This window comes from Catonella morbi ATCC 51271 (genome assembly GCF_000160035.2).
Classification (GTDB): domain Bacteria; phylum Bacillota; class Clostridia; order Lachnospirales; family Lachnospiraceae; genus Catonella; species Catonella morbi.
The window spans coordinates 42,355-57,989 of the sequence record NZ_KI535371.1 but is presented as its reverse complement, the minus strand read 5'-3'; the positions used below and the strand labels follow the sequence as shown (position 1 = coordinate 57,989).

The following is a 15,635-nucleotide window of genomic DNA, read 5'->3' as shown; positions in this document are numbered from 1 at the left end:
CCCTCCCTTCATATTTTCCCGATTACTCGGCTTATACTTAGGGAGTTTTTCCATTCTGCCACAGATACTCTCCGAAAATCATTCTAGCACACCGGACTTATACTTTCAATAAATTATACCCTAATCTTTTACTTAAAATATCAAAAAGTCTGTCAGTTCCAACATTTTCCCATATATGATTTTATTTTGGCTTAATGATTTATCTGAGAGTATGTATCTTCATACATTAATGGGCAAAGAAAAAAGGCCGCCATTTCTGACGACCTTCTTTATCATGTGTACTATAAAATTATCTAAGCAATGAAAGAACACCCTGAGTTGACTGATTAGCCTGTGCAAGCATTGCCTGGCCGGCCTGTGCAAGAATGTTGTTCTTGCTGAAGCTAACCATCTCTGTAGGAACATCTGTATCACGGATACGTGACTCAGCTGCCTGTGTATTCTCAGATACGTTGTTAAGGTTAGCTACTGTATGCTCAAGACGGTTCTGGATAGCACCAAGCTCTGATCTCTGCTGAGATACTGAGCTTATACCCTGCTGAACCTTCTCAATAGCATCTTCTGCTGAGCTCTGCTCAGTAACGTCAAGACCTGATACTCCGATTGAATCTGCATCCATATTTTTGATGCTGATTTCAATTACCTGATCCTTAAGTGCACCAACATGAAGTTTTCTATCTGCAAAATCTCCGTTAAGAAGGTTCTGAGTATTGAACTGTGTTGTATCCTTGATACGGTCAATCTCAGATGTAAGCTGATTGATTTCCTGCTGGATTGCTCCTCTGTCTGACTGTGTATTAGTATCGTTAGCTGCCTGTACTGCAAGCTCATTCATTCTCTGAAGGATTGAGTGAGTCTCGTTAAGTGCACCTTCTGCTACCTGGATAAGTGATATACCATCCTGTGCGTTGTCTGATGCCCTATTAAGACCTCTTACCTGGCTTCTCATCTTCTCGGATATTGTAAGACCTGCTGCATCATCTGCTGCTCTGTTGATCTTATATCCTGATGAAAGCTTCTCTGATGACTTTGCCTGTAATGCGCTTGTGATTCCTAACTGTCTGTTTGAGTTCATTGCTGTAAGATTGTGCTGTACTACCATAATAATTTTCCTCCTTGAATTTGAAAATCGGCTTCCTTGCCGTTATTTTTGTTATTATTAGTGAGGTGATTTATGCTTCGGCCGTAAGCACTTTGTTTTCTTCCTCACATATTATATATCGGTTCTGTCTGCGAAAAACTTTATAGATAATTTTAATTTTTTATAAAAAATTTATTTTAATGATACAAGTGTCAAAAGTATAAAAATTCTGTGCAAGCTTGCTTGCAAAAGAATTTATTATCTTTTGACACGCAAAAAATATGAGTAAGTAGCTATTTTTTGCAAAAAAAGAGCGGATTACGAATATTTTTGCAAGGATTTTTACAGATGTAAATTTCCTTATAAAGTATAAAAGAGACCGCTATTTTAGCGGCCTCCATTATTATGTGTAATATGATATTATCTAAGTAATGAAAGAACACCCTGAGTTGACTGATTAGCCTGTGCAAGCATTGCCTGTCCAGCCTGTGCAAGAATGTTGTTCTTGCTGAAGCTAACCATCTCTGTAGGAACATCTGTATCACGAATACGTGACTCAGCTGCCTGTGTATTCTCAGATACGTTGTTAAGGTTAGCTACTGTGTGCTCAAGACGATTCTGGATAGCACCAAGCTCTGATCTCTGCTGAGATACTGAGCTTATACCCTGCTGAACCTTCTCAATAGCATCTTCTGCTGAGCTCTGCTCAGTAACGTCAAGACCTGATACTCCGATTGAATCTGCATCCATATTCTTGATGCTGATTTCAATTACCTGATCCTTAAGTGCACCAACATGAAGTTTTCTATCTGCAAAATCTCCGTTAAGAAGGTTCTGAGTATTGAACTGTGTTGTATCTTTGATACGGTCAATCTCAGATGTAAGCTGATTGATTTCCTGCTGGATTGCTCCTCTGTCTGACTGTGTATTAGTATCATTAGCTGCCTGTACTGCAAGCTCATTCATTCTCTGAAGGATTGAGTGAGTCTCGTTAAGTGCACCTTCTGCTACCTGGATAAGTGATATACCATCCTGTGCGTTGTCTGATGCCCTATTAAGACCTCTTACCTGGCTTCTCATCTTCTCTGAGATTGTAAGACCTGCTGCATCATCTGCTGCTCTGTTGATCTTATATCCTGATGAAAGCTTCTCTGATGACTTTGCCTGTAATGCGCTTGTGATTCCTAACTGTCTGTTTGAGTTCATTGCTGTAAGATTGTGCTGTACTACCATAATAATTTTCCTCCTTGAATTTGGATTCAGCTTCCTTGCTGAATATATTTTTTTTATATTTTTTGAAAACTCTCGGTCTTTCTAAGGCCGTACACTCCGTTAGATTAACTTTAAGTTTTACTTTCAAATTATATATCGTCTGATCTGATAAAAAACTTTAGTACTTTTTTTAATATTTTTTTTGTCTACAAAATATGTGCCTTCACCTATATTTCCGCTCATATTGCTATAATACTTTGTAACAGCATTGCTGTTAAGATTATAACTTCTAATTCTATCCTTGCTTTTGGAAACATTTATATCGAACTTAATCTGATTTCTTCTCTCGAGAGTTTCCACCTCAACCCCTTTATCAACAAGAGTTCTTATAATTTCTTGAAGCTTCTCTATACTCTCCTTATAAAGTAAAGGCTCGGCTTTAATCTTATCTTCAATCCTTTTATATATAAGTTCAAATCCTTCATCTAAATTGTTAATTTTTTCAATCAGAATGCTTTTTTCTGTTATTATTTTGTCAAAATCCTTATCCTCAAAGCTATCTGAATTAAGAAGTTTTTCCTGCTCCTTTGTGAGTTCAAGAATATTTACCAGAATTTTCTCTTTTTTAACCAGCGAATCCTTCATAAGTTCCAGATAATTAAAAATTTCTGTATTCATCACGCTATCTTAGCCACCTTCATTACTTGTGTCCAGACATCTCTTATACCTCTTATATCCTCAAGAGCTTCATTAAGTTTGTCTGTATCCTTCTTAATATTAGCCGCAAGTAAACTGTTAAGTATTCTGGTATATATGAGGTCAAAGTCTTTGGATACCTCATACTTGAAATTAAGAGTAGCCTGGAGTTCTCTGATTATCCTTTGAGCCTTCATAAGATTATTATGAGCTTTCATTATATCTTCTTCTTCCATACCTATTAACGCTAAATTACAGAACTTGATAGCTCCGTTATAAAGCATAAGGGTAAGTTCAGCAGGTGATGCTGTATTTATTGCTGCCCCCTGATAAAGACTTGCTGCATTTGTCATACTCATTCCTCCGATTTATGTCTTTCAAATCCCTTTTTATCTTTTGCCGGGATTACTTTGCCTACAAAGTATATATCGGATAAAGTAAATTTTACTTTAGTATTATGTAAGATTTTTTTTGAAAAATACAACAAAAAAAGAAACACCACGTTTAGTGATGTTCCTTTGTATTTTTTGATTTTAATTTCCAAGCATACTTGAAAGTCTGCTATTCTGACTGTTAAGTTTGGCCATAGCCTTCTCCATAGCGGCAAACTGTTTGTAATACTTGTCTTCCATCTTGTTAAGCTTAGCTTCCAAAGTATTATATTCTTTTTTATAAGTATTAGACATCTGAGTTATCTCTTTGTCGTTGTAGAATGTCATAGCGGATGAAAGGCTTGTACCCTTCATTGCATCTGTCATCTTTGAATAGAGATTATTCATTATTCCCTGAAGAGCCTCTGCCGTCTCAGAAGGGTTCTCTGTAAGAGCTTTCTTTAACTTATCCTCCTTAGACGCATATACTCCGTCCTCAGAATCTCCGAACATATGGAGGAGGCCTTTTTCTTTATAATCAGTAGAAGTCATTACTCCAAAGCTTGCAAGACTGTATTTTGTTCCGCCTTTATTCTCAGAATCAGCGCCTACCGTAACCGAGCTCTGCATAGCAGACTTCATTGCATTGAGTACTGTTCCCAGTTTTGAATCTCTTCTAAGCACTGAATCCTTAATTTTCTTCTCCCAATTTTCAATGTCCTTCTCAGACATATCTTTCTTCTGGTCAGCAGTAAGAGGATCATAGCCTCTGGAAGAACCTGCATAATAAAGTTCATTCATTTCTTTTAATATAGAATTGTACTCTTTAATAAAGCTCTTAAAATTGTTGTATACAGCTTCAACATCTGTACTTGTATTTACTGTAACGCTCTTACCTGCATCTCCGAGGTCATAGTCTGCGGTAGTACCCGAAAGGGTTAAGTTAAGGCCGTTAACACTGGTATTATTGCTTGAGCTGGTATATTCGGTACCATCTACCCTGAATATAGCATCCTGGGCATCTATCTTTGTAAAGTTAGCAGAACCTGCAAGTCCGAGTTTCTCCAAACCGCTTGTCATCGGCACATCGTTATGGGATTCAGAAATTGAAAAAGCATTGGCGGTTCCACTTTCTTTTGATGAGAAATAGAATCTTTTCTGCTTATCATCAAAGCTGGCATTGATTCCGGCTTTTTTAGCCGCATCCAACAATTCGTTAACAGTGGTATCTCCGTTGATTTCAAACTTATGCACCTTACCTGATGCCATAGCTTCCGCTTCATTATCGGCTGTAATTTCTTTATTCGCCCATTCACCTGTCTTGAAGGTGATTTCTTCACCCAAATCAAAACCGATATCGGTAAGTACCGAATTCTTATCTATGCCATCTGTTACCTTAGCACCTGTCAAAGTCTGTGTCTTAGCAGTCTGTTTAACCTGAATCTTGTGCGCTCCGTCAACCGCAGAAGGATCGCCCTTAACCTTAACCACATTTTCATCCGAACTTGTAACCCTTTTGGTTGTATAAGCACCTGAAAATCTAAGTGAAGAAATTTTACTGGTATAAAGTGAATACAATTTGGTATTAAGATCTTTCCACTTTTCCTTCTTCCAATCAAGTGTGGTCCTCTTACCCTCGATCTTATTAAGTTTAGTTCTCTGAGCATCCATAATCTTCTTGATCATGGATTCTGTATCCATACCGGAATTTAATCCTGTAAGTCTTACTCCCATCGTACTCCCTCCTTACCTTTTCTCGTCAACCACTATACCCGCCAGATCATGTACTTTGTCAAGTATAACATCGGCTTTTTCAGGCGGAATTTCTCTAATTATTTCTTTGGTTATCTCATCATAGACTTTGATAGAAATTTTCTTGGTTTCCTTGTTATATGAAAAAGCTAACCTTCTGTAACCATTCTGCTGTTTAACTCTTTCATTTGCCTGATCAATCGCGTTTTTAATACGGCGCTCCGCTTCAGCATCCGATATTTCTTCTCTCTTGCCTTGTCCCAGCGTGAGCCGGCCACCTACTGCCCGACCTGCCGAACTTGTCTCAAGAGGGGACACCAACAGCCTCTCCCCTTGGTAGACTACATTTCCGTCGATATCGATGCCAGGCTGAACCGTTACACTGGGCATCATTTTAAGACTCATTTGTTCACCTCCATGTAAACCAAATTTTACAATCCATTGTCTTTTACAATATTTTTAAACATAGATCACGCTTTCTATAATTTTTATCGGCAATATATTTAAGAAACTTAACCCCTTATTTTTCTATTCAAAAATTTTATTAAGATTTTTCATAACATCTTCAGAAATCTTAGATGCCTCTCTGTTAGACTCCTGTATCTGTTCAAACAGTTCTTTCCTATATATGGCTACGCTCTGCGGAGCCTTAATTCCTACCTTGACCTGTTCACCCTTTACTTCAAGTATGGTAATTTCAATGTCATTACCTATAACAACACTTTCACCGGGTTTTCTTGACAAAGCTAACATTTTTATCCACCCCCTTATTTACCCTGTTCTGCCTTCATTTTCTGTACCGAATCATAAATACTGAATTTTATCGGATAGTCCTCATTATTAACAATAATCTGTATACCCTTACGGTTATTAGGATTGATAAGCAGCGGAGCTTTAAAGTTAGCTGTTGTTTTGCTCGGATCCTCACTTGGGATAGTGATTGTTAAAAGTGTAACGAGTTCTTCATCTTTAAATTCTCCAAGCGGTTTTAAAAGTTCATCTTCAACTATAGGTTCATATTTTGCTGTCACCGAATAAGGACTGATAACCGGAAGCGCAAGCTCCGCAAGGTCAAGCGACTGGAACCAGGATATAGGTCCGTCAGAACCTTTATCAATATCATAGATTATCGTCCAGCGTTTCATGTCTTCAAAGCCCATAATACCATTATCAAATGTAAGGATTTTCTCTTCTTCAATGTCAACTTCACCAAAAAATCTTGTCTGCGTAAGCATACTTCCACCTCTTTCTTTTCTAAAATCAGTCTTTATTATTTATATCTTATCTCAAGAAGTCCAACAATGTATTCTGTACCACCTTTGCTCCCGCCTGAAGAGAAGCATTATATATAACTTTCTGTGCATTAAAATTAATAATTGTCTCAGCAAGGTCCGCATTTTCATTGTTTGACATAAGATCTTTAAAGTCATCTGTCTGCCCTGAAAGTCTCTGTTCCGTAAGCTCAAGTCTAGCATCACGACTTCCTAAATCTGCTATATTCTTATTTACAACATTCTGGTAGTTTTTAATACTGTCAAGAGACTGTGAAAATCTTTCCTGCATAACCTTCTGTTTAAGGGTAAGCTCAGTATTTATCTGCTCTTTCAGGCGCTTCAGGCTTGCCAAATCTGTAGCATCGCTTGTATTACTTATAAGTTTATCAACTTCTTTCAATTTATTTTCTACAAGATTCACATCCTCAATACTTGCAAGAATACCATCAAGCTCCCTTCCGAGATCGTGCGAAAGTGCATCTTTTGCCTGAGTATTAATCTGTAAGCGTTGATTAAAGCTTACTTCATATTCTATATCCTGATCTTCTTTTTTATAGTTAATAATCTTGCTTTCATCATCTACAGGATTGCCGTCTTCATCAAGCGGTGTCGCTTTACAGTTAAAATAATGTTCAGGACGAACATCACCGTTTGAAAACTCAGTTTTATTATACTCTACATTGAATCCCTTTGAATTTTTTAATTGCTCGGCTGCCTCATCCGAAAGAATTAGCTCTCCTGTATCTGCAATATACTTTGCACCGCTATCAGGCTTTTTATATGCATCCGGACTATTTGATGTAATTGTTTCTCCGTTTTCGTCGGTTGAAGTAATATCTATGTCACCTTCGTTTCCATCCTCATCCTTATATGTAAGCTTAGGATAGCCATCTGCGGCTGCATCCAGTTTTTTATATGCAAGCCTGAGATAACTTATCTCCTGATTTTCAGGATGCTCTGAGAATTCATTGGCACCGCCCGGCTCATAATCTTTTACCGAATAGCCTCCGTAGGTGCGTAAATTAGTCTTGATTGCAGTTTTATCAAACTCTTCGGTTATGGTATATTGCTTGCTCTTATCATCATTTAAATAAGTAAGACTGGTATCTGTCTTGTAACCTGTGAATACATATCTGCCTGCATAATTCGCATTACCTTCCTGGTAAATCTGCTGCCTGTATTGCTGCATAGTCTTCATTATGCTGGTACGGTCCGTAGATGTTAAAGTTCCGTTAGCCCCCTGATCTGCAAGACCATGAAGGGTAGTACAAATGTCAGTAACCTGAGTAAGCGCACTTTCTGTTACCTGAATCCAGCTTTTTGCATCCGGAACATTCTTCTTAAAGTACTGGTTGATTTCTGTAAGATTATTACGGAGTTTCAATGCTCTTATCGCTACCACAGGATCATCCGAAGGACGCTGTATCTTCTTGCCTGTCTCATACTGCTCCTCTATTTTCATCAGATTTAACTTATTGGTATTTATGTTAGCAAGAGTATTGTTCGTCATTATCTGGTTGGTAACTCTCATCATAGCCTTAAGTCCTTTCTACATATATAAAGCTTGTGCAAATACTTTAATTTACACTGCCATTTCATTAATTAACTTATTATATATTTCGTTCATTACCGTAATTACTTTAGCCGAAAGGTTGTAACAATTCTTAAATTTTACCAGATCCATCGCTTCTTCATCATTATCAACTCCGGAGATGGAAAGTCTCTGGTTATTAATTGCCTTAACCATCTTATCCTGATTTGTTGAAAATGTTTCGGCAGTCTTTGTATCCACACCTATATCAGATGTCAATGACTGGTAAAATTCCTCAGGTTTACCCTGGTCAAACATTGTTCTGTCCTTTTGAAGATTTTCCAGTTTCTTCATAACTTCAGTATTTTCAACACCATCAGAAATAGTTTTTGCTGCCGCAATAAGACTCGGATTTTCCTTAAATGTTCTTGCAACCGAATAATTATGTGCAGTTATCCTATAGTAGGTCTCATCTTCCGAAGAAAACTCGGTCACTTCATTTCCGTCTTCGTCTAAGGTGCCCGGTACTTTGAACTTATAGTTCTCGCCTGTCACTTCATCTACACCGGTAAAGAAGTCAGCTCCCTTGTTTCCGTCTAAGTCTTCTCCGGTCTTATGGATTTCGTTAAACTCTTTAGAAAATTTTCTTACAAAATTATTTATCTGATCCATATAGTAAGGAATTCCCTTGAAGTTAACCTGTTCACCTATCTTCGCCACTATCTTATCATCCTCGGTTATATCCTTGGTTATAGGCTTATCTTCCTTGAGCTTAAAAATATATTTAAACTTATCTTTCCCTGTATCAGGATCTTTTTCTATTTTTACTTCAAAGCCTGTATATTCGTATTCCTCACCGCCAACGGTAATCCTCCCCTTTGGAGGGAAATTCATAGCTTCCACACTGTTTATATTGGTGTCTTCCAAAGTAAGCTCGGTATCTCCTTCCGATGCCTCTTTCACATTACATCTGAGAGATGCCCTGTTATTGCCGTCACGCATTTCAAACAAAGCTCCGAGTTTGCCGCCGAGATGGCTGTTATGTGTAGAGAAGTTCTGACCGTCCGACCACTTAAGATCGTAAAGCCCTTCCACATCATTTATATTGCTTTTATAATTTCTTGGAACAGTTTCAATCCTGTTGGCTCTGTAATTATTTACCAGATAACCTCCGTTTATCTTAACTGTGTATGTAGTAACACCGGAGAGGCTTCCGCTTAATTCTTCGCCTATTCTCTCTTCTTTTACACTTACATCGGCAAGTTCTGAAAGTTTATCTACCAAAAGGTTACGCTGATCGCGTAAATCATTTGCAAAGCCTCCGCTTACCTCAATCATGTTGATTTGCTTGGTCAGTGTAGCTATCTGGTCTGCATAGGAATTAATAGTATCTACGGTATTTTTAATATTAAAATTTACCTCATTCTGGGTATTTTTCAAATTTTCTGACAGATTGTTGAAGTATTCTGTAAGCGCATAAGCCTGATTCACCATCTGAGCTCTGGCAGATTTACTCCTTGGATCCTTCTCAACCTCAGACATGCCGTTAAAAAGGTTTTTAAAATTAGTATTAAACCCGCCATCTTTTATTTCATTCAGAAAATTTTGGATATTTTTCAGATAATATGTCCTTGACTCATATGCACCGTTAACAGTATTGGCTGTGCGGTATTTTAAATCATAGTACTCATCTCTTATCTGGGAAATTTTATTGGCAATAACACCTGTTCCCACCATTCCGTAACGCTGTGCTATAGCAATCGGATCCTTTGCCTGACGGTTAACCTGCTGACGGCTGTAGCCTTCGGTTTTTGCATTTGTAATATTATGCGCAGTATTGTTAAGCGCCGCCTGGTAGGTATGAAGTCCCGTAGTACCTATATCTAATCCAAAAAATGTTGATGGCATATCTGTCTCCTATCTTAATATTAACGGAAGCCTTTTAGCTTCCAAGTCTTGTAACCACATGTTCAAGCATCTCATCTATAACAGTTATATACCTGGAAGCTGCATTAAAGGCCTGCTGAAATTTAATCATATGTGTAAGCTCTTCATCCGATGATACTCCAAGTACCTGCTGTCTCTGATTATCAACACTTGTCTTGGTTACATCCTGGCTCTTTGCAAGAGCTTTACGTGTGTGACCTGTATTGGCAATCTCAGAAGTAAATGATGTGTAGTATTCCATAATGTCATTCTTGGTTAAAGTATTTGGATTTAATACCGCAAATTTCTTATCCCATATCTTATTAAGTTTTGCAGCCGTATCCATACTGTAGTCACCTGTGTTTGTATTGTAGCTTAAAGGAATGAGGGAAACATTCTCCCTTATATTTTTATTTACTTCCAATTCTCCCATTGAGTACATGGAATATTTTGAATCCTCATTGTTTGGATCGTAATCCTCACTGTTGTAGAGCATTACCTTTTTTCCATCCATTTCTAAGTCCAGCTCCTTATAACGAGGTCTGCTTTTCCTCTCAAAAAGCGCATTCCCCGGTGTCTTTGAGCTGTCTGAACTTACAGGAGCATTTTTAGTATCAAGAATAGATACCTTATATCTTCCCGTTGGCTTACCGAGTGCGTCTTTTTCTTCTATTTTGTACTCATCCAGGTCATCTATATCTATAGGAGGAATTTCATCTCCCTCCAGGATTTTTCCTTCCGAATTTCTCCAAATCGGTGTTCCGCCATCTGTCCAGGTGGCTGTAAGGTTTGGTGCAAGTACATCATTAATCATGGTGGTAAGTCCATGTATCAGTTGGTCGAACTGTGCTTCTGTGTTGGTTAGAAGAGATGGTGCTGTTCTATTGTTGTAGTTTGTTTTTGCCTCTTCAAAAGCCCTCATTGCACTTATATAGTATTCATCTTCTTCGCCATTCTCATAATCCTCAGGTTTTGGCTGTACCGGAATATCCGTATACCTTCCCTGAGTTCCTCTTGACAGAAGCAAGCCCTTAAGTGAGCCTATATCTGTATCTGCCGCTGCTGTAGGCGGAACAGAAAAATTAAATACTTCTCTCGGTTCACCATCATCATTTGTATCAAAATTCCATACCGGTGTATGGAGATTAAGTCCGTCATCGGTAGTCTTAAGACCTATTTCATTTACACCGAACTCAGTCACAAACTGGGTGCCCTCAACAGTTACAAGTATAGTACCATCACGCACTTCCTTATAACTCATTTTCACATAGCCGCCAAGTTCATCCAATAACTTATTACGTTCATCTCTGTAGTCATTGGCTTCCTGCTCACCCGCCTCTTCTTTACGGATTAAAGTATTTAGTTCGTCTATTCTTTTACCTATGGTATTTATCCGGTCAACTGTATTTTTAACTTTGAGATTAAGATCCTGACTAAAGCTTTTAAGCTGTGTACTTATACTCTGACAGCGTTCTATAAAAGTATTGGCAGTCTCAACCAAAGCAGTTCTTGCCACTTTACTTTCAGGCTCTTTCTGGAGTTCCTGTACCGCCTTCCAAAGCCCTTCCATCGAGCTCTGAAAAGTAGTTCCCTCCAGTTCTCCGAAGAGATTCTCTACCTCAGTTATAGCTTCAGCCTGAGCCTGATAGAAGCCGTGTCTTCCTGATTCTTTTCTGTAGGCAGCATCAAGAAACCTGTCTCTGAGCTGTCTTATTTTATCTATAATTGTTCCATGCCCTGTCTGGTCCATTCCTCTGACAGTTGCTGTTTTTGCATATTCTTTATCAACAGTCAACACCTGTTGACGTACATAGCCCTTTGTATCTGCATTTGTAATGTTATGTGCAGTAGCATTTAAGGAGTTCTGAGCCGCATTTAACCCTGAAACTCCTACGCCGAAACTCGTCATTAAACCCATATCTTATCTCCCAGACTATTATCAACTCTTCGCATCAAACATTCCGCTTTTCATTCCCTGCATCTCCACTTCGGAAGCAATATTATACTGTCCGACTCCCGGTGAAGTTCTGAGACTTTGCATTAAATTTATATCAAAATCAATCATTTCCAAAGACTGTTTGATTAACATTTGATTTCTCTCATTTAACGTGGACAGAACATCAATAGTTCTTTTAAGCTTGTCATGAAGCTTTCTTAACTCTTCCTGTTCTTTTTCCTGTCCATCCAACAATTCAATAATAGTAACGAAATTCAGTTCGCTTTCCTTCTTATTCATTACTATCCCAATATTGCGAATGACCTCCTGTCTTTTCTTTTCCAGCTTACTGATTTTGCCTAATAATTCCTGCTCTTCCTCAGTTATGCTGTTTAAAGACTGGAGGTCATTGTTCACAATTATCTGGGTTTTCTTCTCGGCAATAGGAATAATCTCGCTATAGATTTTCTCCTCATCACCCAGAACCATAATCAGTTCTTCGATTAAGCTTGCCATAGCTCCTCCGCTTATAATCTGCCCAAAGTTATCTGTTTATACCGCAAAATATTTCTCAACAAGTTTATCAGCTATATCTTTACCGGATACAGAATACTTTCCTTCTTCGATTGCTGCTTTAAGCTTTGCAACCTTATCCGCACGAACATCAGAAGCAGATGCTACCGCTGTCCTTGCAACCTGAAAAGTTTTAGCTGCACTTGAGATTTCAACAGTATCACTACCCTTGCTTGTTTTAGCAACAGCCTCAGTTTTTCTTGCTTTGCTCACGTTGTAAGCATTTGAAATCTGTCCGTAAGTATCTACTCTCATAACAGTCACCTTCCATTTACCATATTTAGTGTAAAAAAATTACCGATAAATAAATTTCCTTACCAAAGTTAATTAGTATCTCTGATTTATTTATCGGCTAACTTTGCAAATACTTTAGTCCTAAACTAAAAAAATCACAAAAAATGAAAAAAATTTTTTAAGCTTAGGCTTAAGTTAGTTTTTTAAGCCCGGATAATCAAGAGTGGCAAAATAATCCATAGGAGTTTCTGCCCTTCTTATCAGCTTAACTTCTCCGTTTTCAGTTTTTAAAAGTTCTGCTGACCTAAGTCTTCCGTTATAATTATATCCCATTGCAAATCCATGCGCTCCGGTATCGTGGATTACCAGATAGTCTCCCATATCAATCTTTGGGAGCATCCTATCTATCGCAAATTTGTCATTATTTTCACAAAGCGAACCTGTCACATCATATTTAAACTCTGCTTTATCAGCTTCCTTACCGAGTACAGTTATATGATGATAAGCTCCGTACATGGCAGGACGCATAAGGTTAGCCGCACAGGCATCCACTCCTATATATTCTTTGTAAATATGTTTTTCGTGTACAGCCTTCGTCACAAGATGTCCAAACGGTGCAAGCATAAATCTTCCAAGCTCGGTAAAAATACTTACATCTCCCATTCCGCTTGGTACAAGGATTTCTTCAAAAGCCTTTCTTACCCCTTCTCCGATAACAAAGATATCATTCGCCTCCTGTTCAGGGCGGTAAGGGATACCTACTCCGCCTGAAAGGTTAATAAAGCTGATATGTACATCGCATTTCTCTTTCAGCTCGGTTGCAAGCTTAAATAGTTCAGCAGCAAGCATAGGATAATAATCATTTGTAACGGTATTACTTACCAGAAATGAATGAATACCGAACTCCTTTACTCCAAGCTCTTTAAGTCTTGTAAACGCTTCAAACATCTGCACCTTTGTCATACCATACTTGGCATCGCCCGGATTGTCCATAATATCATTGCTTACCTTAAATACTCCGCCCGGATTATAACGGCAGCTTATTTTTTCAGGTATGCCGGCACATTCTTTAAGAAAATCTATATGGGTAATATCATCCAGGTTGATTATTGCCCCAAGCTCTCTTGCTTTAACATATTCCTCGGCAGGGGTAACATTTGAAGAAAACATGATATTCTCACCTGTTATCCCACAGGCTTCACTCATCATCAGCTCTGTAAGAGATGAACAGTCCGTTCCGCAGCCTTCCTCTTTAAGAATACTTAATATATATGGATTAGGAGTTGCCTTTACCGCAAAATATTCCTTAAATCCCTTGTTCCAGCTAAATGCTTTTTTCAGATTTCTTGCATTTTCACGAATCCCTTTTTCATCATAAATATGAAAAGGTGTCGGATAGGTTTTTACTGTTTCTCTAACTTCATCCAAGGTTACAAATGGTATCTTTTTCATACAGCCTCCCGTTGTTGGTATACTTGTATACAATATCTATATGGTATTATAAGACGGAAGTTTTGTCAACCTGTCAGGATGTTTTTATATTTTTTGCGTCTACTTTTATTGACTTCTACAAATTTGTTATGCCTGTTTTTCTTAAATGGTACAAGTCGAATCTATAAGTTTGGAAAAATGTGTTATTTTTTATTGAAAAACGCAGAAAAATGTGTTATTTTTATATTATTAATCAAGAAAAATGTGTTAAAATTAAAAGGCGGTGGTTTGTATATGAATCGGAATGTCCTACAAGAGCTGATAATCTGGAAAAACAGTGAAGAGCGAAAACCCATGGTTCTAAAAGGTGCAAGACAGGTTGGCAAAACATGGATAATGAAGGAGTTTGGCAAAACTTATTATAATAGTTATGTGTATTTTAACTTTGATGAAGATGACGAACTTAAGTCTATTTTTGAAATAAATAAGAATCCACACCGAATAATCGAATTATTATCAATGATTTCCGGTGAAAAGATATTAGCCGAAAGCACTTTAATCATTTTTGATGAAATTCAGGAATGCCCCGAAGCTCTTAATACACTCAAATATTTTAAAGAAAAAGCCAATGAATATCATGTAATTGCTGCCGGAAGTCTGCTTGGAACACTGCTTGCAAAACCAAAATCTTACCCTGTGGGAATGGTTAATCTTCTCAATATATATCCGCTTACCTTTGATGAATTTCTTGAGGCGGTCAGTCCCAATCTATTTGAGTATTATAAGACTATTCAAAAGGGAGAATATATTGAAGATATTTTTCATAACAGCCTATTAGATATATACAATAATTATCTTATAATAGGCGGAATGCCCGAATGTGTGGCTTCTTGGTTAAAATATAAAGATCCTGCAAAGATAGCAGGTATTCAACAGGAGTTAATCGAACTTTATGAACATGACTTTTCCAAGCATAACGGTAAGGTTAACAGCGGCCGCATACTTATGGTTTTTCGCAGTATTGTCTCACAGCTTGCAAAGGCCAATGAGAAGTTTATGTATGGTGCCGTCCGTGACGGCGCAAGAGCAAGAGATTTTGAAGAGGCTATAGAATGGCTGGTTTCTGCAGGCATGCTTAACAAAGTTAACAATGTTTCTAAAATGGAACACCCTCTTTCTGCCTTCGACAAGTTAGATCAATTTAAACTTTTTGTATTTGATACCGGGCTATTAAAACAAATGGCTGGCATAGATAATAGTGCAATTCTTTTGAAAGCAGATTATCAGTTCAAGGGAGCTTTGACTGAAAATTATGTGTTACAGCAACTTCATGGGCAGTTTGATGTAGAACCAAGATATTATTCAGATAAAGCCGGAGAGATAGACTTTGTGATGCAATATGGTACTGATATTATTCCTATTGAAGTAAAGGCAGGTGAAGATAAGTCTGCTCCGTCTTTTAAAAGATATGTTGCAGATAATAAGCCAAAATATGCTTTAAGGTTTTCCAAGAGAGGATATAGGGAAGATGGCAGAATAATTAATATTCCGTTATATTTAGTTGGTAAGATTAGGGAGATATTGTAGTCCCTTCATTTTAATGCTACAATTACCTCAT

Annotated in this window: 15 protein-coding genes; 1 reads left to right on the top strand and 14 read right to left on the bottom strand. The window is 37.8% G+C overall.

The annotated features are described in order from the left end of the window. Positions 1-289 precede the first annotated feature (289 nt). From GCWU000282_RS14835 to GCWU000282_RS14765, 14 genes are all read right to left on the bottom strand, one after another. Positions 290-1,102, bottom strand: coding sequence for a flagellin N-terminal helical domain-containing protein (locus GCWU000282_RS14835; protein WP_023356000.1), 813 nt, complete (start codon positions 1,100-1,102; stop codon positions 290-292). A 399-nt stretch (positions 1,103-1,501) separates the two neighbouring features. Then, positions 1,502-2,314: a flagellin N-terminal helical domain-containing protein gene (locus GCWU000282_RS14830; protein WP_023356000.1), complete on the bottom strand. Its 813-nt coding sequence runs from the start codon at positions 2,312-2,314 to the stop codon at positions 1,502-1,504. 123 nt (positions 2,315-2,437) lie between these two features. Then, positions 2,438-2,971 (bottom strand): hypothetical protein, encoded by a 534-nt coding sequence (locus tag GCWU000282_RS14825; RefSeq protein ID WP_023355999.1) that lies wholly within the window; start codon positions 2,969-2,971, stop codon positions 2,438-2,440. Continuing rightward, positions 2,971-3,342, bottom strand: a complete 372-nt coding sequence (fliS, locus tag GCWU000282_RS14820; protein WP_242828975.1) for a flagellar export chaperone FliS — start codon at positions 3,340-3,342, stop codon at positions 2,971-2,973. The genes GCWU000282_RS14825 and fliS overlap by 1 nt, the downstream gene beginning before the upstream one ends. Before the next feature lie 180 nt (positions 3,343-3,522). Then, positions 3,523-5,094 carry a flagellar filament capping protein FliD gene (gene fliD, locus GCWU000282_RS14810; protein ID WP_023355996.1) on the bottom strand — a complete coding sequence of 524 codons (1,572 nt, stop codon included), beginning with the start codon at positions 5,092-5,094 and terminating at the stop codon, positions 3,523-3,525. A 12-nt stretch (positions 5,095-5,106) separates the two neighbouring features. Further along, the gene (locus GCWU000282_RS16110; RefSeq protein ID WP_023355995.1) at positions 5,107-5,517 is read right to left on the bottom strand and encodes a flagellar protein FlaG; all 411 of its coding nucleotides are present in this window, start codon (positions 5,515-5,517) and stop codon (positions 5,107-5,109) included. 123 nt (positions 5,518-5,640) lie between these two features. Further along, a complete protein-coding gene (gene csrA, locus GCWU000282_RS14800; RefSeq protein WP_023355994.1) occupies positions 5,641-5,865 on the bottom strand; it encodes a carbon storage regulator CsrA in 225 nt (74 codons plus the stop codon). A 14-nt stretch (positions 5,866-5,879) separates the two neighbouring features. After that, positions 5,880-6,347: a flagellar assembly protein FliW gene (fliW, locus tag GCWU000282_RS14795; RefSeq protein ID WP_023355993.1), complete on the bottom strand. Its 468-nt coding sequence runs from the start codon at positions 6,345-6,347 to the stop codon at positions 5,880-5,882. 46 nt (positions 6,348-6,393) lie between these two features. Further along, entirely contained in the window at positions 6,394-7,920 is a 1,527-nt protein-coding gene (gene flgL / locus GCWU000282_RS16105) for a flagellar hook-associated protein FlgL (RefSeq protein WP_051384212.1), read from the bottom strand. A 48-nt stretch (positions 7,921-7,968) separates the two neighbouring features. Then, a complete protein-coding gene (gene flgK / locus GCWU000282_RS14785; protein ID WP_023355991.1) occupies positions 7,969-9,825 on the bottom strand; it encodes a flagellar hook-associated protein FlgK in 1,857 nt (618 codons plus the stop codon). A 34-nt stretch (positions 9,826-9,859) separates the two neighbouring features. Beyond that, positions 9,860-11,761, bottom strand: coding sequence for a flagellar hook-associated protein FlgK (gene flgK / locus GCWU000282_RS14780; protein WP_023355990.1), 1,902 nt, complete (start codon positions 11,759-11,761; stop codon positions 9,860-9,862). Positions 11,762-11,782: 21 nt separating this feature from the next. Beyond that, the gene (locus GCWU000282_RS14775; RefSeq protein ID WP_023355989.1) at positions 11,783-12,295 is read right to left on the bottom strand and encodes a flagellar protein FlgN; all 513 of its coding nucleotides are present in this window, start codon (positions 12,293-12,295) and stop codon (positions 11,783-11,785) included. Positions 12,296-12,331: 36 nt separating this feature from the next. Beyond that, positions 12,332-12,607 carry a flagellar biosynthesis anti-sigma factor FlgM gene (gene flgM / locus GCWU000282_RS14770; protein ID WP_023355988.1) on the bottom strand — a complete coding sequence of 92 codons (276 nt, stop codon included), beginning with the start codon at positions 12,605-12,607 and terminating at the stop codon, positions 12,332-12,334. A 174-nt stretch (positions 12,608-12,781) separates the two neighbouring features. Beyond that, positions 12,782-14,038, bottom strand: a complete 1,257-nt coding sequence (locus GCWU000282_RS14765) for a diaminopimelate decarboxylase (RefSeq protein ID WP_023355987.1) — start codon at positions 14,036-14,038, stop codon at positions 12,782-12,784. Positions 14,039-14,311: 273 nt separating this feature from the next. On the opposite strand from GCWU000282_RS14765, the gene GCWU000282_RS14760 reads away from it, so the two are divergent. Further along, positions 14,312-15,604 carry an ATP-binding protein gene (locus GCWU000282_RS14760; RefSeq protein ID WP_035041384.1) on the top strand — a complete coding sequence of 431 codons (1,293 nt, stop codon included), beginning with the start codon at positions 14,312-14,314 and terminating at the stop codon, positions 15,602-15,604. Positions 15,605-15,635 lie beyond the last annotated feature (31 nt).